The sequence below is a fragment of the Nocardiopsis halotolerans DSM 44410 genome (assembly GCF_000341065.1).
Lineage (GTDB): Bacteria > Actinomycetota > Actinomycetes > Streptosporangiales > Streptosporangiaceae > Nocardiopsis > Nocardiopsis halotolerans.
In genome coordinates this window covers 1-19,689 of record NZ_ANAX01000315.1, presented here as the reverse complement: position 1 = coordinate 19,689, position 19,689 = coordinate 1, and the positions used below count along the sequence as shown (strand labels likewise).

The window sequence follows — 19,689 nt, the reverse complement described above, 5'->3', positions numbered from 1 at the left end:
GGTGGTTTGTGCGTTTGTGCACTGGGGTGGGTAGCTTCGTGCTGGGTCCGGTTTCTGGCGGGGTGGGGGTTCTTCGGCTTCTCCAGCCGTGGGACGCCCCCAGCTTTCGGTCGACAGCGCTGGCGAGTGCGACCTGGGGCACCTGCGCTCTGGTGAGGAGCAGCGGCACCATGTCGTAAGCTGGAGGGCACGAGTACTATGACGCGCTGCTACTGGTCAAGGTGGCAGCGCTTTTGAGTGTTGACGGACGGGTTGATGACTGAGGACAGCCGATCGGGAGACCGCGAGGACTCCGGAGCCAACGAGCGCGGGGGTTACCGCTCCGGTGGGCCTGGTGGTCGGGGACGCGGTGACGGACCCCGCGCCCGGTCCGGCTACAGCGGTTCGAGAGACGACAGAGGCCGTGGTGACCGGCGCGGGGGATACCGCCGTGATGACCGGGACCGCGGTGGTTACCAGGGTCGCGACGATCGCCGTGGTGGCGGATTCCGCGATCGTGACGACCGTCGCGGTGGAGGTTTCCGTAGCCGTGACGACCGTGATCGGGGCGGTTACCGCGGCCGCAATGACCGCCGCGACGACCGTAGGGACGACCGGCGTGGTGGCTACCGGGACCGCGACGATCGTGACCGGGGCGGTTACCGCGGCGGTGATCGCCGCGATGACCGCGATCGCGGTGGGTACCGCGGCCGGGACGACCGTGGGGGCGACCGTCGCGGCGGTGGCCATCGCGGTCGTGACGATCGCCGTGGTGGCGGATTCCGTGGACGCGACGACCGCAGGGGCGACCGTCGGGGCGGTTACCGCGGCCGCGACGACCGTCGTGACAACCGTGACCGCCGTGGCCCGCGTGAGGAGCGCGACCCGGCGGACATCGCGCCCCAGCTCCCGGAGGAGGTCAGCTACTCCCAGCTGGACTCCGAGACCAAGCGCGATCTGCACTCCCTGCCCAAGTCGCTGGCCGAGTTGATCGGCAAGCACATCGTCGCCGCCGGCATGTTCCTGGACGAGGACCCCGAAAGGGCCTACGCCCACGCTTCCTACGCGCGCCGCAAGGCCTCGCGTGTGCCCGGTGTGCGTGAGGCCTCGGGTGTGGCCGCGTACACCGTGGGCAAGTGGCAGGAGGCCCTGTCCGACCTGCGCGCCGCGCGCCGGATGAGTGGGCGTGACAACTTCCTCGCCATCATGGCCGACAGTGAACGCGGTCTGGGCCGTCCCGAACGGGCGCTGGAGATCGCCGGCGACCCCGCGGCCAGGAACCTGGACGCCGCCGACCGCATCGAGCTGCGCATCGTCGCCTCCGGAGCCCGACGGGACATGGGAGACGCCAAGGCCGCGCTGGCCGAACTCCAGGTGCCCGAGCTCAAGGAGCGGCGCGCCCGCCCGTGGATCGCCCGTCTCTTCTACGCCTACGCCGACGTCCTGGAGGAGCTGGGCCGGGAGGACGACGCCCGCGAGTACTTCTCGCGCGCCTCGGCCGTGGACAGTGACGGGGTCACCGACGCCGACGAGCGCCTCGCCGCCCTGGAGGGGATGGAGCTCGTCGACTACGACGCCGAGGACGGCATCGTCTGGACCGACGCCGAGGAGCAGGAGCTTCCGGCGGAACCGGAGAAGGCCTCTCCCCGCGGCGGTGAGGGAGACGGGGACGAGCAGCACTACGACCGTGTGCGCGACCACGGCAACCGTGGACCCGGCTACCGTGACCGTGACGGTGACCGCGACCGGGGTTACCGTGACCACGGTCGGGACCGCGACTACGGGGACGGGGACCGTGACCGGGGCCCCGACTACCGCGACCGCGGAAACCGGGACTGAGCCCCTTCCACGAGGCCGACGAGACCACACCGTCGGGCGGCGGAGCGCCGCTCGGCGGTGCCGTCGTGCGTCTGGGGACCCTCCCCGGCACCCACGACTCGGTGGTGTGCCTGACCTACGTCGGTGACCGGCCCCTGCTGGTACGCCACCGGCGCCGTGCCTGGGAGTTCCCCGGCGGACACGCGGAACCGGGGGAGACCCTCCAGGACACCGCGCGTCGCGAGGCCTGGGAGGAGGCCGGTGCCACCCTCGGCGAGGTCAGGCCCGTCGGCCACTACGTGCTGTCCGGCGGGCACGTCACCGTGGTCACCCACGCGCGGGTGACCGCTCTGGCGCCCCTCACCGGGGAGTTCGAGACCGTGGAGGCGCGGGCCTTCGACGTTCTGCCCTCCGACGAGGAACTCTCCTGGGCCGACGGCCTCTACGCCCACCTGCTCCGGGAGTTGGGGCTGCCCGGGGCGCCTATCCCCTGAGCCGCTTGACGTAGACGGTCTCGGAGCCGACCGGGGCGTAGCCGAGCCGGTTGTTGATGGCCAGCATCGGCGCGTTGTCCTCGTGGTTGCCGGTGTAGGCGTACCTGACGCCCCGCTCCCGGGCCCGGTGCAGTGCCATGGTCTTGGCGTACCCGGCCAGCCCGCGTCCCCGGAACTCCCGCAGGGTGCCGGTCATGGACGACTCCACACGGGCGGCTCCATCGGACCCGTAGCAGGTGACGGCCGCCGGTACGCCCTCGACCAGCACCAACAGGCACAGGTCCAACGCGGCGAGCGGATGCCCCCACATCTCCCTGCGCCATCCCCCGTAGTCCGGGAACCACGAGTCCGCGCCCGGCTCGTCCAGGGTGGTGAGCCTGTCGACCTCGTAGATCGCGCGCGGGTCGTCGGCGTAGTCGGTGAAGGGCCGCAGTTCGACCCCTTCGGGGGCGTCCGGGGGATCGGGGAGCACGGACAGGTCCAGGCCCAGGACGCGGTGGCTCTCCTCCGGCGTGTACCCGCGGTCCAGCACCACCCGCCGGAAAACCTCGCCGCCGACCTGGACACCCTCCTCGGCTGCCTCGGTGCGCAGGACCTCGGCTCCGGCCTCCGTCAGCCGGTGCTCCGAGGCGTCCAACAGACGGGCACCCAGGTCCGTGCCCCGATGTGACGCGGCGACCGTGGTGAGGGAGGACCGACCACTGCGGGGGTTGCTTCCGTCGTGCCGCAGCACGGAACGCAGGAATCCCACCACGGCACCGTCCTCCACCGCGAGCAGGGCGGTTTCGCTGCTGCCGGGTGAGGGGTGGTCGAACCGCCAGCGCATGGCCTCCTCGGTGAGTACGCGACAGGGGTGACCCGCGCGCACGAGGGGGAGGACCCGGGGGATGTCAGCCCGTTCCATGGGCCTGATCTCGATCGTCATGCGAGCGAGGCTAGGTGGGAGGCGTCCCGGGCGCATCCGGTTTTCCACAGGTCCACGGAACCCGCACCCGGGCCCGGCCGAAGCCGAGGGAGGTGGCACCCCGGTGCGCGGGCGTCCGCGCACCGGGGCCGGAAAGGCGGAGGATGGGATGACTGATCCGCCGGTGGAGGGCTCAGACGCGCACCGGTGGTGGGCTTTCCATGCTTCTGACCTGCTTACGAAGCCAGCTTTTCAACTCTTGGGCTCTTTGTGGAGCTGAAAAGGTGCCCAGTGCCCACACGTCTGTCTCACGAAGGCGGAAGGCGTAGTGAGCCCGAACTCCCTCAGGGGGTGCGCCTCGCAGGACGTAGTCGGTGGCCACGATCTCCCACTGCTGCATATGGGGTGGCCTCAGCCGGGGGCCGAACAGGGCCAGGAGAGGAACATCGTCGGCCACGCCCTCCAGGAGCGTGCGCATCTGCCCGGCGGTTACTGGTTCCCGTGAGGGGACTTCCACCTCGTCAACGTCCTGACCGGGTACAGCCGGTGTCCTGAGTCGTTCGTTCGTTGGCGGTACGCGGTGGTGTGCGCGCTCGGGGCGGCAGCGGGCATCGGGCCGGCCGACGACGGGGAGGCGTTCGGGCCGCACGTGCTGCACCGCGCCTTCGGCACCACCAAGGTCAGCCTGCCGGGCCGTGCGACCGTGCAGGAACCGGCTCAGACGACCACGACCCGGCGCCCGCGTGTGTGACCGGCCTGGCTGTCGATGTGTGCGGCCGCGGCCTCGGCGAGTGTGTACGACCTCTCGACCGGGATGCGGAGTCTTCCCCGCGCGATGAGGCCGACGGCCTCGGCGAGCGCATCCGGCACGCTCCCGGCCACGCCGGAGAACCGGACACCGAGCTCCGGCGCGCCGAGGTCGGCGATGGAGACCACCTTCCGCGGGTCTCCGGTCAGTTCGATGAGCTCGCGGATGACGCCAGAACCGGCCAGATCGAGGGCTGCGTCGACCTGGCCGAGCTGCCGCACCCGCTCGACCCAGCCCTCGCCGTACGTGGTGGCGAGGGCACCCAGGCTTCGCAGATAGTCCTGGTTCGCGGCCCCGGCGGTGCCGATCACCGTGATGCCGCGGTCGTGGGCGATCTGCAGCACCGCCGATCCGACTCCCCCGGACGCACCGCTGACCAGCAGTGTCTGTCCAGGCTGCACACCGACCTCGCGGATGATGCGCAGCGCGGCCTCCACCACGGAGGGGTATCCGGCGGCCTCTTCGAACGTCAGCCCCTCGGGCATACGGGCCCAGGCCGACAGCACGGCGAACTCGGCATAGGTGCTGGAGCCTTCGCCGAACACGTGGTCGCCGACCTCGACCCCTTCGACGCCCTCCCCGACCTCGTCCACCACCCCGGCGGCGTCCAGTCCGACTCCGGCGGGCAACTCGATCGGATGGGCCTTCAGGATCTGGCCTTCACGGACCCTCCAGTCGACGGGATTCACGCCCGCCGCCCGCACGGCGATGCGTACCTGGCCGGGGCCTGCGTGGGGCTCCTCGGCGTCCACGAGTCGTAGAACGTCCGGACCGCCGAACTCGGCGAAGCTCACTCTCTTCATGCGGAGACCGTAACACTAACAGTTAGCTTTTCGAACCTGCTATGGCTTCGCACTTGATAGTGTCAACGCATGACCGTACCGTCCGGACGCCGTGAGCGTAAGAAGGCCGCGACCCGCCAGAAGATCGCTGACACCGCCCTGCGGCTCTTCCTGGAACGCGGGTACGACGCGGTGGGTATCCGTGAAGTGGCCGCTGAGGCCGACGTGGCCGTCACCACGCTCTTCTCCCACTTCGCCTCCAAAGAGGCCTTGGTCTTCGAGCAGGACGAGGACTTCGAGCAACGCCTCACGCAGGCGGTCACCGACCGGGCGCCGCACGAGCCGCTCATCCCCGCCCTGCGCAACGAGATCCAGGCCCTGGTGCGACATTGCACGGCGGACAGCGCCGCCCCGATATGGCGCATGATCGACGAATCACCCGCCCTGCGGAGATACGAGGAGTCGGTGAGGCTGCGCCACGCCGAGGCGCTGGCAACAGCCATCGCAGCCGATCCCGAACTGTCACGGACCGCAACGGCGAGCCGGACGATCGCGAGGTTTGTGATCGACGCCTATTCGCTGGCCCGTGAAGCGGCCGAACCGGAGGCCGCAGTGGACGAGATCTTTTGGATGATCGAGGCAGCCTGGGAGGCCACCCGCCCTTCTCGACGTACGTGAGGAACTGTTCCTCCAGGTAGGGCGGGCGCCGGGGCGAGCTGAGACAGGTCGCCGAACGCCGGGACTCGACTCCCGAGGAGGCGTGGGTGCGCATCGAGATCACGCGGCGCACCCCTCCCACGCCCCGTCCCCGATCGGGTGGACAGCGGTACACCGGCAAACATGGATGCCAGCGCACCCGTTCCCGGGCAGACCGACGCGCCCGCGTCTGGGCACGCGGACACACCCGCAGCCGCGGCGAAGGCATCGAAGACGAAGAGGGCACCGGATCGAGCGGCGGAGAAGCGAACGCGGCCGCCCTCGACCGAGGCCCACCTCAGCGAGGACCTGGTGGACTGGTTCTGGCAGGTGCGCGCGGCCGGAGTGGCCCAGCGCAAGGAGGACGCCACCCCTGCGGTCGTGCGCCTGGCGCTGGAGGAACCGCGCCAGCGCAGAACGCCTGCGCAAATCATCGACGCCCTGGACACAACCTCCGGCCCCCTCCCCACGAAGGGACGGCGAGGCCGCCGCCGGTCCACCGGTTCACACGTATGCCGTGAACAGCAGAAAGGCCCTCACAACCGCTGCTTGGGTTCTAGTGGTCGTGGCTGTGCCCTGGCAGGGCGGGCAGCACCCCGGCCTGCCAGAGCCCGGCGTGCCGGAGCAGCTCCCAGTCGGCTCCGTCGGCGCACACGTGCGACACGTTCGGGGCAGGTTGATCCTCACCGGAGGCCTGCCAGTGCGCCAGGACCCGGTTGACATGGTGGTGGCCCCCGCCGTCGCTGCCCCACCCGGCCGGGAGCTGGCCGTCCGGGTCGACGTCGGCGGCCACGTGGTGGCCGGCGCTGCGGTGTTCGGGGTCCTCTGGCCCGTAGGGGAACCATCCCCGGAGGAACCACACGTTGGCGGGGGCCGGTTCGGCGTCGGGCTCACACACCGCCCGGGCGCCCGGGTCGGGGTGGCCTAGGCGCGCCTCTCCTCCTCCGCGCGCCGGGCTTCGGCCTGCTCCTGGGCGAGCCTGTCCAGCCAGTGCACGATGCCGGACACGTTGGCCTCCGCGCCACTGAGGGTGTCCAGGATCGCGGTGGTCTCCGGGGCGGCCTCCGGCGGCATCGGCTTGTAGCGCGAGACGACCTTGTCCCGGACCATGGCGATCGCGTGGTCCAGGTCTCCCGTGACGCCGTGGGACTCGCGCACCGTCTCCACCCACAGTCGCAGCTCCGCCTCGGCCCGGTCGATGGTCTCGGTGACCGACGTGACCGCGCCGAAGTGCGAGAACATCAGACGCTGGGCGCCGATGTCCCCGAACAGCCGCAGGGTGCGCAGACACGCCTCCATGTCGAAGTCCGGCGGCGGGGTGGCGGGGCTGACCTCGCCGGTGAGCGGCTTGTACACGCCCAGAGCGTCACCGACGTACAGGTCGCCGGTGAGGGTGTCGACCAGGCCCATGTGGTGTTTGGCGTGGCCGGGCGCGTAGTGCGTCACCAGCCTGCGTCCGCCGCCCAGGTCGATCTCACCGCTCTCGGCCACCGCGCGGATGCGTGTTCCCTCGGTGGGGTTCATCCGCCCGAACAGACTGTCCAGCCGGTCGCCCCACACCATCGCCGCGCTGCGCATCAGCCGACTCGGGTCGGCCAGGTGGCGGGCGCCGCGCTCGTGCACGACGATCTCGGCGTTGGGGAAGAGGGCCGCCATGTCGCCGGTTCCGCCCGCGTGGTCCAGGTGGATGTGGGTGACCACGATGGTGGCCAGGTCCTCGGGCGCCAGCCCGAGCCGGGTGACGGCCTCGTGCAGGACCCGTGCGGAACCGGCCGTACCGACCTCGACGATGCAGGGCCGTTCGGAGCGGATGAGGTAACTCGACACGATCCCCGGGTACCCGGCGAGCATCGTGTCGATGGCGAAGATGTCATCGCCCAGCGGGGTGATCCCCTCGGGCAGGCCGCTCACGTCCACGTCGTCGTGCACTGCAAGTACCCCTGTTCCTCGGTCGTCGTGCGGTTCGGGGGCCGAACCGGAGAGAATCCGACTCTAGGACAAGGGTGTCACCGCTGGCCGGGGCGGGGTCGCCCCGGTTGTCCACAGCCTTCGAAGGGGCCTTTTCGCCGATCCTCCGTCGGGGGATCCTGGAGACAGAGCGCACGCCGCACCTCACGCGGACGGCCCCACCGTCGGTCACCGTCGGTCACGGCCCCGCGTCCCCTCCACCGCGTCGCTCCCGTTTCCCGCTCTCCAGTCCAGGGAGGACGTACACATGCACCAGGAGTCCGTGGTCGTCTCGAACGGGGCCGCCCCGCCCCCTCCGTCCCAACCCCGGCAGCGGGACCGCCGGGAACCGGAGCACCGCAACGAGATCCTCGTGGCCGGGCGGATCACCGCCGAACCCCTCATCCGTGAACTGCCCAGCGGCGACCGGTTGGCCACGTGGCGGGTCTGCGTGGTGCGGCCGTCCGACAGCCGCTACGGCGCGCACCGGTCGGACTCGATCACCTGCGCCAGCTTCGACCGTGTTCTGCACGAGGAGGTCCGTACCTGGCGGCTGGGTGACGTGGTCCGGATGACGGGGGAACTGCGGCGCCGCACCTGGCGCGTCCGTGAGGGCGTGCGCAGCGTGTGCGAGGTGGAGGCCAGGACCGCGACCCTGGTGCGGGCGGTCGGCCGCCGCTCCCCGGAGGAGGTGGACCGGTGAGGCCGCGTCTGCGATCACCAGCCCAGGTGGGCCAGCGCCTCCCGTGCGGCCGTGCCGGACGGGTCCACCGACCCGTCCGCCCACACCGCCGCGCACAGCGCGCGCAGCCCGTCCAGCCGGTCGCCCGACCCCTCGATCCGCGGTGCGCCGTCGGTGACGGTCACCGTCCACCCCTCACAGCGTGTGCGGTCACCCTCGCGGACCACCGCCGGGTGCGTCTGGTTCATCCCGGACAGGTCCCGCGCCAGGTAGCGGGGACGCTGGTGTTCGGGTGCGGCGAGCGCGTCCATCGGGGTGGCCACCCCGGACAGCACCAGCATCCCGGCCGCGCCGTGCGCGGTCGCACCCTCGATGTCGGTGTCCAGCCGGTCGCCCACGATCAGGGGGTTGCGCGCACCGGTACGCAGGATGCCCTCCTCGTGCAGGGGGAGCATGGGCTTTCCGGCGATGACCGGTTCGACCCCGGTGGCGTTGGCGATGACCCGGACGAAGGATCCGTTGCCGGGGGTCAGCCCCCACTCGCCGGGCGCGGTGGCGTCGTTGTTGCTGGCCACGTAGAACGCGCCGCGCAGCACCGCGATCGTGCCCTGGTCGAGCAGGTCACGGGTCATGGCGCGGGAGTACCCCTGCACCACGGCCACCACCGAGCCGGTGTCGACCGAGACCGGGCGCAGCCCCATTCCGCGCACCGCCTGGCGCAGCGCGGTGTCGCCCACCACCAGCACCTCCGAACCGGCCGGGTAGCGTTCACCGACCAGGCGGGCGGCGGCCTCGGCGGAGGTCACCACGTCCTCGGGGGCGGCGCCCACGCCCAGCTCCGTGAGGTGCTCGGCGATCCGTGCCGGGGTCCGTCCGGCGTTGTTGGTCACGAACGCCACCCGTGCTCCCGCGGCGCGCGCCTTGCCCACCGCCTCCGGTGCCGTGGGGACGGCCCGCCGGCCGATGTAGACGACCCCGTCCAGGTCCAGGAGCATCGCGTCGTGGATCTCGTTCAGGGGACGGTCTGCGGCGAGCAGGGACATGTCGGGGAACCCGTTCCGTGCGTTGTGAGTGGTCGTTGTCCAGGCTATGGCGCCGGTTCCGTCGGCCGCGACCGTGTGCTCGCGGTCGGGGTGTGCGCTGTGTCGCGCGGGGGCGCCCGGAGCGCACTCCCCGCGCGCGGCCGGTGTCCGGTGACGGGGATCGTCGCGTGGCCGGGATCGTCCGGGGTGTCCTCGGCCATGAGCGGGCCGTGCCGTCGGGGGTGCGTCCTGGGACGGAGGACTCCGTTCCCCGGGGTGCGGGTGGGCCGTCCTGGGCCCCGGGTGAAGCGAGGAGGCGCGTTGCTCCGGAGGTGGGTGGAGCGATGGCGGGAGCTCCGGTCCGGTGGGCGCTGGCGGAGGGAGGGCGCCCGCTCCGGTCGTCCGGGTCAGGCGTCCCGGTTGACGGTCATCCAACTGGCCGCGAACGCCACCGCCCCCGGGAGGGAGAACAGCCGTGCGGTGGCCTCGCCCACGGGGCCCGACGTCACGGCTCCGGTGTCCTCGAAGTCGGCGCCCAACCGTGCGAAGTCGGCCTCGTCGAGGAACACGTCGCTGAAGGTGGTCCACTCCCGGCCGCCGTCGGGGGTCAGGACCGCGCACCCGCACTCCTCCAGGCGCGGACCGGGGATCCGGTACTCGGCCAGGTGGAAGGCGGTACAGGCGTCGAAGCCCGCTCCCAGCAGCAGGACCCGCGCCCGGACCCCCTCCAGGGCGGCGAGCGGGGAGTCCTCGCCCAGACGGCAGTCGACCGGGTGCCGGTCCATGAGGTCGTGGGCACGGGGGCCGAGTGCGGCGAAGGAGGTCTGCGGGTTCTGGCTGCGGACCGCCCCGGGCCATGTCCGTACCATCTCCGGGAGGCGTCCCATGCGCCTGCTCGGTGTCCGGTGCGGGTCGAACCCGGGTGTCTCCGCGCGGATGGTCGGCCACCAGTCCTCGGGGACCGGGGGATCCCCCCACTGCTCGGGGTCGGTGTTGTCCATGGTCTGGGTGGGCACGACGAGGGTTCCCTCGGAGCCGACGGCGTCCAGCAGGGCCTGGACGACCGTCTGTTCCCCGCCGCACACCCAACCCAGCGAACTGAGTGAGGAGTGCACGAGGAGGGTGTCCCCGGGAACGATCCCCAGCGCGGTCAGGTCGCGGGACAGGGAGGTACGGGTCTGCGGGCGTCCGGGGTTCTTCGCGTCGTCGGACACGCGGTGGGCTCCTCGTGAGGGAGGGAACAGGGTCAGGTCCTCATGCGTACAGGAGAAGCCGGTCCGGGACCAGCGGATATAGCGTGGTGGTCCAACCGCATGCTCGGTCCCTTCAGGACCGAGGAGCTGACTCCACGAGGCGCATGACCAGTCCCGTGCGCGGTTTGGGGCCGAACGACGTGGACTTGCGGGGGGTCAGTTCTCCCCGGTCGGCCACCGCGTACACCTGCTCCACTCCCAGCGCGGGCACGATGACGGCGGTGCCCCTCTCGTCGCGTGCCGCGGCGACCGCCTCGGCCGAGTCGTCGTGCACCATCCGCACCCGCTCCTCTGACACCTCCCACAACGGCATGAGCACCTCGTGCAGGGCCGCCGTCGCCAGGTGGCGCCACTCGGGGGAGCGGTCCGGCATGGCGCGCTCCAGGACGTCCTCGTCGAAGCCGTGCACCAGGTGGGTGTCCCCCGCGGCGGAGACCAGCAGCAGGGCGGGGGGCTCCACCGTGGACAGGGCCTCGTCGGAGAGGGCGGGGATCCGTTCCACCGCGGCCACCGTCCGGGCGGCCCCGACCGCGGTGTCGGCGTCCAGCCCGGGCAGGACCCGGTGGATGGCGCCCAGGCGGGGCGGGTGGGTGTCGCTGTCCACCAGCAGGGCCAGCCCGTACCGCCAGCCCGGGTCGTCGTACGCGGCGTGCAGACGCCGGTAGGCGGCGTAGCGGTGGTGTCCGTCGGCGATCAGCGCGGACCGGTCCGCCAGATCGTCGGTGATCCGACGCAGCCTCGCGGGGTCGGTCACGGCCCACAGCCGGTGTTCGGCGCCGTCGCGGGTGCGCGCGGACACCAGCGGGTCCCCCGTCACGGCCTCGGTCGCGGCCGACGCGGTGCCGCCGCCGCCCCGGTAGACCAGGAAGATCGGTTCGAGGTTGGCCCGCGCCAGGGCCATGAGGTTGAACCGGTCGCGCACGGGCGGGTCGGCCACGTCCTCGTGCGGCCGTACCGCGGGTTCGGTGTCCTCCTCGGGCAGGCGCAGGTTGCCCACCAGTCCCCGTTGGCGGCGTCCGTCCGCCGTGACCTGCTCGTACACGTACAGCGCGGGTCGCTCGTCCAGGGCGAGCACCCCGCCGCCGATCCAGTCGCGCAGCAGGTCGGCGGCGGCGCGGTAGCGGTGCGTTGCGGTCGCTCCCGTGCCGCCGGTGCCGTGTCTGCCCAGCTCGAAGGGCAGGGTGACCCGCGCCGCGTTGTGCGGGTCGGAACGCTGGAGTTCGCGTGCCTCGTGCGCGTCGGGGATGTCGTAGGGCGGGGCCAGGAGTCGTGCGAGGTCGAACTCCCCGTCGATGAACTGGTCCACGTCCGGATCCACGTAGCGCAGGCCGCGGAAGGGGGCCAGTTCGAGAGGTTGGCGTGGCATCCCAGCAAGGTACCCGTCACCGGAGGGCGGTCGGGCGGGCGGCGGGGTCAGAGCAGCTTTCGCAGGCGCATCAGGTCACCGACGCTGGCGTCCACCTTCACCCTGCGGCCGAAGATGGCCTTGGCCGCGTCCATGCGGTCCTCGGCCAGGGCGACCAGGTCGTCGCTGTCCACGGTGATCCTCACCTGCGGTCGTGATGCGGGCCGTTCCAGGGGACGGGGGGTGACGTCGACCAGGCCATCCAGGGTGAGCCGCATGTCGAAGGCGGTCTCCAGGTCGGGGGTCACCACGCTGAGGGAGCGCTCACGGATGTGCTTGCGGCGCTCCTCCTCGGACCGGGCGAGGATGCGCTGGTTCACCTTCTCGATACCGGCGAGACACGCGTCAATGCTGCTCATGGGCACATCATGCCCCAACCGAGGGGTAACGGAATCCTCCTGTGGCCATCAGGACGAACGGGGCGACCTTCGGAGTTCGCGTGTCAACGGCGGTTCCGCCCCGGTAGCGTTGACCACGAACCCCCCGTCGCGTAGTGGCTCCCCCTCCTGCGCCCCGGCCCCTTCCTTCCTTTCGCGGTCCCACCAAGGAGCACCTGAATCATGGTCGTCGACGCGGTACGCACCTACCTCGATGCCGCCAGTGGCCTCACCGAACTCTCGCGCAAGCAGGCCGTCGCCGCGGCCAAGACCCTGTTGAGGGCCAGCGGTTCGGCCTCCCCGTCCGCAGGTGAGAGCGAGAACATGCCGCCCCGGGTGGGGCAGAGCATCCAGACTCTGGCCGGGGAGCTCATCGAGACCAGCCAGTCCAACCGTGCGGCCATCGCCGACCTGGTCCGCTCCGAGGTCGAGCGGCAGTTGGAGCGGATGGACGTCGTCCCCCGCGCGGAGCACGAGCGGCTGGTGCGCCGGGTCGCCGAACTCGAACGCCGTCTGGCCGCCCGCCAGGTGGTCGAGCGTGCGCTGGCCCCCGTGGGCGTCGGGGCCTCCTCGCCGCTGCGCGCCCCGGACACCGCGGCGCCCGGAGCCCCCACCGACGACGCCGACGACACCGGTGCCACCGAGGCGGCCGGGGCCGTGCCCGCCGAGGAGGGCGCCGACGCCGAGGAGGCCGACGACACCGCGCGGAGCACGGTCGAGGAGACCTCCGACACCCCGGACACGAAGGAGACCGGATCCTCCGGCGGCCCGGACACTCCCGAGGACGGGGGCGGGGACGACGCCGAGGGTGAGACGGCCACCGCCAGGAGGACCGCGGCCAAGAAGCCCCGGACCACCGCCAAGAACTCCCGCCCGCGCTCCGGTACCAAACGCACCACCAAGAACAGGGGTGGCACGAAGAAGTAGGGTCGGAGCAGCGCGAACACCGGGAGAGACATGAACCCCGAGGATCAGGCCCAGGCACTGGCCGAGCAGACCCTCCGCAGCACCAGAGAGCGGTTGGAGTCGTTGGAGACCCTGCCCACCGCCGAGCACGTCGCGGTCTTCGACTCCCTGCACCAGGAGCTGTCCGGCGTGCTGGGGGCACTCGACCGGGGCGCGAACACCCCCGAGTAACCCCCGGTATCCTAGGTAACCATGGCAAAACGCACCCGGCTCGACGCGGAACTGGTCCGTCGCGGGCACGCACGTTCCCGCGGACACGCCGCCGAGATCATCGAGGGCGGATTCGTCAAGGTCGCGGGGATCGTGGCCTCCAAGGCCGCGACCCAGGTCGGCCAGGACCAGCCCATCGTGGTCCGCCCACCCTCCGACGAACCCCCCTACGTCTCCCGGGGCGCCCACAAGCTCATCGGGGCCCTGGACGCCTTCGCGTTCGACGTCACCGACCGGCGCGTCCTGGACGCCGGGGCCTCGACCGGTGGTTTCACCGACGTGCTGCTGCGGCGCGGGGCCGCCCACGTCACCGCCGTCGACGTCGGCTACGGCCAGCTCGCCTGGTCGCTGCGCAGCAACGACCGCGTGCGGGTGATGGAACGGGTCAACGTTCGTGAGCTCACCCCCGAGCGGATCGGAGAGCCCCGCCCCGACCTGGTCGTGGGCGACCTGTCGTTCATCTCCCTGCGCCTGGTGCTGGGGCCGCTCCGGGACTGCGTGTCCCCGGACGCGGACTTCGTGCTCATGGTCAAGCCCCAGTTCGAGGTCGGCAGGGACCGGGTCGGTGCGGGGGGAGTGGTCCGTGAACCCGAACTGCGCGCCGAGGCCGTGTCCGACGTCGCCGCCCACGCCCTCACCCTGGGCTTGGGCACCGTCGGTGTCACGGCCAGTCCGCTCCCGGGGCCCTCGGGCAACGTCGAGTACTTCCTGTGGATGCGCGCGGGCGCCGATCCCCTGGCCCCGGAGGCGCTGGCCAGGGCCGTGGAGGAGGGGCCGGGCTAGCGATCGTGACAGCGTGTCCTCGGAGTCCGGTAACGTGACCCGGCCGGGATGGCGAACGCACCCGGCCAGTACTCAGACTCCCCGCCGGGGAGTGAACGTGAGGGGACGGCGATGACCAGCGGACGCAGTGTTCTCCTGCTGGCCCACACCGGTCGGCCCGCCGCGGTGCGCAGCGCGCAGTTGGTCCATGAGAGCCTCACCCGCGCCGGGCTGACCGTGCGCATGCTCAAGAACGAGGTCGAGGAGCTGGCGGCGGAGGCCTGTGTGCTCTCCCCGGTCGAGCTCGTCGAGCCGGGCGAGGCGGCCGAGGGCGCCGAGCTGGTCATGGTGCTCGGCGGTGACGGGACCCTGTTGCGGGCCGCCGAGATGGCGCGTCCGGCCGGAGCGCCCCTGCTCGGGGTCAACCTGGGCCACGTCGGGTTCCTCGCCGAGGCCGAACGCGAGGACCTGGGCGCGACCGTGCGCAGCGTCGTCAACCGCGACTACGACGTCGAGGAGCGCATGACCCTGGACGTGGCGGTCTTCAACGGCGGCCGGGGCGACGGGGACCCGCCCGTGCGCAACTGGGCGCTCAACGACGCGACCCTGGAGAAGGGCGAGGCACGCCGCATCTTGGAGACCGTCCTGGAGATGGACGACCGTCCGCTGTCGCGCTGGGCCTGTGACGGGGTGGTGTGCGCGACCCCCACGGGCTCCACCGCGCACGCCTTCTCCGCGGGCGGTCCGGTGGTGTGGCCGGACGTGGAGGCCCTCCTGGTCGTGCCGATCAGCGCGCACGCCCTGTTCGCCCGGCCCCTGGTCGTGGGGCCGAACGCGACGGTGGCCCTGGAGGTGGTGCCGGGCACGGCGCCGGGCGTGCTCTGGTGCGATGGACGGCGTATGGTCGAATTGCCCGCGGGGGCACGAATCGAGATCACCCGTGCCGACACGCCGGTTCGGTTGGCCCGGTTGCACCGGGCGCCGTTCACCGACCGGCTGGTGGCCAAGTTCGGGCTGCCGGTCGCGGGCTGGCGCGGGCGGGGCGAGCACGGTCGCTGACCAGGACCGCACGTCCTGGTACGCCGTGCACGCGTGCGTACACGCGCGTGTGAGGAGTGGCGTCAACTACAGGAGAGGGATCGGTGCTCGAAGAAGTCCGTATCCAGGGACTCGGGGTCATTGACGACGCCGTTTTGGAGTTGTCACCGGGGCTGACCGTCGTCACCGGTGAGACCGGCGCGGGCAAGACCATGGTCGTCACGGGGCTCGGGCTGCTCTTCGGCGGGCGCGGCGATCCCCAGCGCGTGCGTCCGGGCGCCGACCGGGCCGTGGTGGAGGGCAGGCTGACCGTCCCCCCGGGCGGACGGGTGGCCACCCGGGTGCTGGAGGCCGGGGGTGACATCGACGACGACGTCCTCATCCTCACCCGCGCGGTGTCGGCCGAGGGGCGTTCGCGCGCCACCATGGGCGGCCGTTCCGCCCCGGTGAGCCTGCTCGCCTACCTGGCCGACGACCTGGTCGCGGTGCACGGCCAGTCCGACCAGCAGCGTCTGCTGCGGGCCGACCGGCAGCGCTCCTCCCTGGACCGCTTCGCCGGTGAGCAGCTGTCCAGGACGCTCAAGCAGTACGCGGCGGCCTACCGGCGCCACCGCGAGGTGTCGGCGGAACTGGAGGAGTTGGTGGAGCGGGCGCGTGAGCGCGCCCAGGAGGCCGACATGCTCCGGTTCGGGGTGGAGGAGATCGCCGCCGCCGAACTCCAGCCCGGTGAGGACGCCGAGCTGCTGGCCGAGGAGACGCGGCTGGCGCACGCCGACAGTCTGCGGGTGGCGGCCACCACCGCCCACGAGGCGCTGGCGGGGGATCCTGCCTCCGACGTGGAGATCGACGTGGCGGCCCTGCTCTCGGGGGCGCGGCAGGCCGTGGCGGCGGTGCGTGAGCACGACGCCGATCTGGCCTCGATCGGCGACCGTCTGGACGAGGCCTCCTACATCCTCACCGACGCCGCCACCGACCTGGCCTCCTACGCCGAGTCGGTGGACGCCGACCCGGCCCGTCTGGCCGAGGTGCAGGAGCGCCGCGCGCTGCTCACCTCGCTCTCGCGCAAGTACGGCGAGACCACCGACGAGGTGCTGGCCTGGGCCGAGAACGCGACCAAGCGGCTGGCCGACCTGGAGGACGACGACGAGCGCATCGACGCGCTGCGCGCCGAGGCCGACGAGCTGCACGAGCGCATGGACGAGGCCGCCACCGAGCTGACCCGGGTCCGTACCGAGGCCGCCGAGCGGTTCGGCGCGGCCGTGACCGAGGAGCTGACCGCGCTGGCCATGCCGCACGCCCGCGTGAGCGTGCGGATCACCACGGGTGAGGAGTTCGGCCAGCACGGCCGTGACGAGGTGGAGCTCCTGCTGGCCCCGCACCCCAGTTCCCCGCCGCTGGCCCTGCACAAGGGCGCCTCGGGCGGTGAGCTCTCGCGCGTGATGCTGGCCATCGAGGTGGTCTTCGCCGGTGCCGATCCGGTGCCCACGTTCGTCTTCGACGAGGTCGACGCGGGCGTGGGTGGCAAGGCCGCGGTGGAGATCGGTCGGCGGCTGGCCCGTCTGGCCCAGCGCGCGCAGGTCATCGTGGTCACGCACCTGCCGCAGGTCGCGGCGTTCGCCGACGCCCACCTGGTGGTGGAGAAGTCCACCGAGGGCCTGGTGACCGAGAGCGGTGTGGTGCGGTTGGACCGCGGGGGGCGGGTCCGGGAACTGTCGCGGATGCTCGCCGGGTTGGAGGACTCCGAGCTGGGGCGCGCCCACGCCGAGGAGCTGCTCGCCAACGCCGACCCGGAGCGGGCCTATCCGGCGGCGTGACCTGGCACTTCCTTGCCTTTTCGTGATCAATGTGTGACCTGGGACCCTCCCGGGGTAGGGGCCGGGTGGGTCGTCGTCAACGTCCCTCGTTGGGGTGAAGACGGCGGCCTCGCCCCGAACACGCCGATCTCACAGCTGTGGTGACTCTCCGTGGGGGAGTTCTGACAGTATGCCAGCGATGAAGGTATCGGATGCGCTCAGCGCCACAGTCATGCGGTTCCGCCGCACCCGGGCGGACGCTCCCACAGGGCTGGTCGCGCCCGTCCGTTCGGACCGACGCACCAAGAACCTGACCAAACGTCTGCGACCGGGCGACATCGCGGTCATCGACCACGTCGACCTGGACCGCGTCAGCGCCGAGGCCCTGGTGGGCTGCGGTGTGTCGGCGGTGCTCAACGTCGCCACGAGTATCAGCGGTCGCTACCCCAACCAGGGGCCGGAGATGATCGTGGACGCGGGTATCCCGCTGGTCGACGACGTCGACCCCGAGGTGTTCACCCGTGTCCGCGACGGGGAGCGGCTCCGTTTGGAGGGCGCCACCCTGTACCGCGGCGACGAGGTCGTCGCACGCGGCACCCTCCAGGACCCGGGAACCGTCGGCGTCGCGATGGACGAGGCCCGGGCCGGGCTGGCCACGCAACTGGAGGCGTTCGCGGCCAACACCATGGCCTACCTCCAGTACGAGCGCGACCTGCTCCTGGACGGTATCGGCATTCCCGCCATCGAGACGGAGATGGAGGGCCGCCACGTCCTCATCGTGGTGCGCGGCTACCACTACCGGGAGGACATCGCGGCCCTGCGGCCCTACATCCGCGAGTTCCGGCCGGTCATCATCGCCGTCGACGGGGGCGCGGACGCGGTCCTGGAGGCCGGGTACCGCCCCGACATCATCGTCGGCGACTTCGACTCGGTGTCGGACCGGGCACTGGCGAGCGGGGCCGAACTGGTCGTGCACGCCTACCGGGACGGCAGGGCTCCGGGCCTGCCCCGCCTCACCGACCTGGGGTACGGGGCGGTGGTCTTCCCGGCCACGGGCACCAGCGAGGACGTTGCGATGATGCTCGCAGACGGCGCGGGCGCCGCGCTCATCGTGGCCGTGGGCACGCACGCCACCCTGGAGGAGTTCCTCGACAAGGGCCGGGCGGGCATGGCCAGTACCTTCCTGACGCGGCTCCGGGTGGGCGGCAAGCTCGTCGACGCCAAGGGCGTCAGCCGCCTGTACCGGGCGCGTATCTCCCCCTGGGCGCTGATCGGACTGGTCGCGGCCTGTCTGCTCACCATCGTGGTCGCCGCCTACTGCTCACCGGCGGGGCAGGTCTACCTCACCTTTCTCGCGGCGCGCTGGGACGCGTTCTCCTACTGGTTGACAGGGCTGTTGACGTGATCGATTTCCGCTACCACCTGGTGTCCATCATCGCGGTGTTCCTCGCACTCACCGTGGGGCTCGTCCTGGGAACCACCATGCTCCAGGACCCGTTGCTCAACACCCTCCAGTCCGAGACCGCGGACCTGCGCGCCCAGAGCGAGAACCTGCGCGCCGAGCGCGACGTCGCCGACCAGGTCAACGCCGGCGCCGACCAGATGGCCGAGGCGGTGTCGGAGGACATGCTCGCCGACATGCTCGCCGACCTGGGCGTGGTGGTGGTGGCCGCTCCAGGCGCCGACCAGGAGGCGGCCGACGCCCTGGCCGGGCGCGTGGAGGAGGCGGGCGGGGAGGTCGTCGGCCGGATCCAGGTCACCGCGGCGTTCCTGGACGGCGGCAACGCCACCTTCGTCGACGAGCTGTCCCTCCAGGTCGCCCACGCCCCCCAGGACCTCTCCGGCAGCCCCCACGAGAAGGCGGGCACCGAGATCGGCCACGCCCTGGCCGCCGCCGAGGAGGAGGACGGCCCGGGAAGCGGGGGCTCCGAGGACTCCGGGGGCTCCGGGGACGGGCGGTCCGCTCCGGGGGAGGAGTCCTCGCCGTCTCCGGGTGAGGAGAGCGAAGGCGCCTACGACCCCGCCGCCGTCCTGGAGGCCTTCACCGAGGGCGGGCTGATCACGGTCGAGGGCGAGCCCGCCGCGTCCTCCGACGCCGTGGTCGTCGTCGCCCCCGCGGGCGGAACCGCTCCCGAGGGGCAGGATCCGGAGGCGGCCAACGCCGTGCTGACCACGATCACCACCGCCCTGCACCAGGAGGTCGGTGCCGCCGTCGTGGCCGGTGACGGACCCTCCGCGCGAGGCGACGGGATGCTCGCCCAGGCGCGTGCCTCGGAGGCGCCCTTCGCCACCGTGGACGTGGCCTCGCGCCCCATGGGCGAGATCATCGCGATCCTGGCCCTGGCCGAGGACCTGGAGGGCGATGGCGGGGCGTACGGCATCGGTGAGGGGATCCGGGGATTCCTCCCCGACCCGCTGCCCGAGCCGCGTGAGGCCTCCCAGGAGGGGTCGGAGAAACCGGAGGGGCCCTCGGAGGAGGACGCCTCCACCGCACCCGCCGAGAGTGGTGAGGCCCGCCGTACGACCCGGAACGGGGAGTGACACCCGATGACCCTCCCCTTCCCCCGCCCGTTCCGGGCCGCGTCCCACCCTCGTGCGCGCCTGTTGGCCCAGGGCCTGACCGGAACCCTGCTCGGGGCCGCGGTGGCCTCCACCGCCTACGCCCTGCTCACCCGTCGCCGTCCCGCCGCGCAGGACGCCCCCGCACGCGGGGGGACCGGGGCCCGCGCCGCCGTGGTGGAGGTGCCCGCGCC

At 72.0% G+C, this 19,689-nt stretch carries 21 protein-coding genes; 12 read left to right on the top strand and 9 right to left on the bottom strand.

Features of this window, described 5'->3' with window-relative positions; genetic code table 11:
* Positions 1-216 precede the first annotated feature (216 nt).
* Complete coding sequence (locus D455_RS34930) at positions 217-942, bottom strand: hypothetical protein (protein WP_206539291.1); 726 nt, start codon at positions 940-942, stop codon at positions 217-219.
* A 24-nt stretch (positions 943-966) separates the two neighbouring features.
* Between D455_RS34930 and D455_RS34925 the strand changes: the two genes are divergently transcribed.
* Positions 967-1,818, top strand: coding sequence for a hypothetical protein (locus D455_RS34925; RefSeq protein WP_017573060.1), 852 nt, complete (start codon positions 967-969; stop codon positions 1,816-1,818).
* A 65-nt stretch (positions 1,819-1,883) separates the two neighbouring features.
* Complete coding sequence (locus tag D455_RS0123105) at positions 1,884-2,291, top strand: NUDIX hydrolase (RefSeq protein WP_017573059.1); 408 nt, start codon at positions 1,884-1,886, stop codon at positions 2,289-2,291.
* Here D455_RS0123105 and D455_RS0123100 read toward each other — a convergent pair.
* Positions 2,281-3,216 carry a GNAT family N-acetyltransferase gene (locus D455_RS0123100; RefSeq protein WP_017573058.1) on the bottom strand — a complete coding sequence of 312 codons (936 nt, stop codon included), beginning with the start codon at positions 3,214-3,216 and terminating at the stop codon, positions 2,281-2,283. The two genes, D455_RS0123105 and D455_RS0123100, sit on opposite strands and share 11 nt — an antisense overlap.
* Before the next feature lie 696 nt (positions 3,217-3,912).
* The gene (locus D455_RS0123085) at positions 3,913-4,806 is read right to left on the bottom strand and encodes an NADP-dependent oxidoreductase (RefSeq protein WP_026122899.1); all 894 of its coding nucleotides are present in this window, start codon (positions 4,804-4,806) and stop codon (positions 3,913-3,915) included.
* 69 nt (positions 4,807-4,875) lie between these two features.
* Between D455_RS0123085 and D455_RS0123080 the strand changes: the two genes are divergently transcribed.
* Complete coding sequence (locus D455_RS0123080; protein ID WP_017573055.1) at positions 4,876-5,463, top strand: TetR/AcrR family transcriptional regulator; 588 nt, start codon at positions 4,876-4,878, stop codon at positions 5,461-5,463.
* A 574-nt stretch (positions 5,464-6,037) separates the two neighbouring features.
* Here the strand turns inward: D455_RS0123080 and D455_RS0123075 are convergent.
* Positions 6,038-6,379 carry a hypothetical protein gene (locus D455_RS0123075; RefSeq protein ID WP_017573054.1) on the bottom strand — a complete coding sequence of 114 codons (342 nt, stop codon included), beginning with the start codon at positions 6,377-6,379 and terminating at the stop codon, positions 6,038-6,040.
* Between the two features lie 26 nt (positions 6,380-6,405).
* Complete coding sequence (locus tag D455_RS0123070; protein ID WP_017573053.1) at positions 6,406-7,410, bottom strand: MBL fold metallo-hydrolase; 1,005 nt, start codon at positions 7,408-7,410, stop codon at positions 6,406-6,408.
* 286 nt (positions 7,411-7,696) lie between these two features.
* On the opposite strand from D455_RS0123070, the gene D455_RS0123065 reads away from it, so the two are divergent.
* Positions 7,697-8,131 carry a single-stranded DNA-binding protein gene (locus D455_RS0123065; RefSeq protein WP_017573052.1) on the top strand — a complete coding sequence of 145 codons (435 nt, stop codon included), beginning with the start codon at positions 7,697-7,699 and terminating at the stop codon, positions 8,129-8,131.
* A 14-nt stretch (positions 8,132-8,145) separates the two neighbouring features.
* On the opposite strand, the gene D455_RS0123060 is transcribed toward D455_RS0123065, so the two are convergent.
* From D455_RS0123060 to D455_RS0123045, 4 genes are all read right to left on the bottom strand, one after another.
* Positions 8,146-9,153, bottom strand: coding sequence for an HAD-IIA family hydrolase (locus D455_RS0123060; protein ID WP_017573051.1), 1,008 nt, complete (start codon positions 9,151-9,153; stop codon positions 8,146-8,148).
* A gap of 386 nt (positions 9,154-9,539) precedes the next feature.
* Complete coding sequence (locus tag D455_RS0123055; protein WP_017573050.1) at positions 9,540-10,346, bottom strand: aminoglycoside N(3)-acetyltransferase; 807 nt, start codon at positions 10,344-10,346, stop codon at positions 9,540-9,542.
* A 112-nt stretch (positions 10,347-10,458) separates the two neighbouring features.
* Entirely contained in the window at positions 10,459-11,751 is a 1,293-nt protein-coding gene (locus tag D455_RS0123050) for a DUF1015 family protein (RefSeq protein WP_017573049.1), read from the bottom strand.
* 47 nt (positions 11,752-11,798) lie between these two features.
* On the bottom strand, positions 11,799-12,149 hold the full coding sequence (locus D455_RS0123045) for an SCP2 sterol-binding domain-containing protein (protein ID WP_017573048.1): 351 nt from the start codon (positions 12,147-12,149) through the stop codon (positions 11,799-11,801).
* Positions 12,150-12,350: 201 nt separating this feature from the next.
* Between D455_RS0123045 and D455_RS0123040 the strand changes: the two genes are divergently transcribed.
* From D455_RS0123040 to D455_RS31455, 8 genes are all read left to right on the top strand, one after another.
* On the top strand, positions 12,351-13,094 hold the full coding sequence (locus D455_RS0123040) for an accessory factor UbiK family protein (protein ID WP_017573047.1): 744 nt from the start codon (positions 12,351-12,353) through the stop codon (positions 13,092-13,094).
* Between the two features lie 30 nt (positions 13,095-13,124).
* Positions 13,125-13,304 (top strand): hypothetical protein, encoded by a 180-nt coding sequence (locus D455_RS0123035; protein WP_017573046.1) that lies wholly within the window; start codon positions 13,125-13,127, stop codon positions 13,302-13,304.
* A 21-nt stretch (positions 13,305-13,325) separates the two neighbouring features.
* Positions 13,326-14,126, top strand: a complete 801-nt coding sequence (locus tag D455_RS0123030) for a TlyA family RNA methyltransferase (RefSeq protein ID WP_017573045.1) — start codon at positions 13,326-13,328, stop codon at positions 14,124-14,126.
* 111 nt (positions 14,127-14,237) lie between these two features.
* Positions 14,238-15,164, top strand: a complete 927-nt coding sequence (locus D455_RS0123025; RefSeq protein WP_017573044.1) for an NAD kinase — start codon at positions 14,238-14,240, stop codon at positions 15,162-15,164.
* 83 nt (positions 15,165-15,247) lie between these two features.
* Complete coding sequence (recN, locus tag D455_RS0123020; RefSeq protein WP_026122898.1) at positions 15,248-16,957, top strand: DNA repair protein RecN; 1,710 nt, start codon at positions 15,248-15,250, stop codon at positions 16,955-16,957.
* 211 nt (positions 16,958-17,168) lie between these two features.
* The gene (steA, locus tag D455_RS0123015) at positions 17,169-18,341 is read left to right on the top strand and encodes a putative cytokinetic ring protein SteA (RefSeq protein WP_017573042.1); all 1,173 of its coding nucleotides are present in this window, start codon (positions 17,169-17,171) and stop codon (positions 18,339-18,341) included.
* Entirely contained in the window at positions 18,338-19,477 is a 1,140-nt protein-coding gene (locus D455_RS0123010; protein WP_017573041.1) for a copper transporter, read from the top strand. Before steA ends, D455_RS0123010 begins: the two co-directional genes overlap by 4 nt.
* Before the next feature lie 6 nt (positions 19,478-19,483).
* Positions 19,484-19,689: hypothetical protein (locus tag D455_RS31455; RefSeq protein WP_040685074.1), on the top strand; the 206-nt coding region annotated here is incomplete at its 3' end.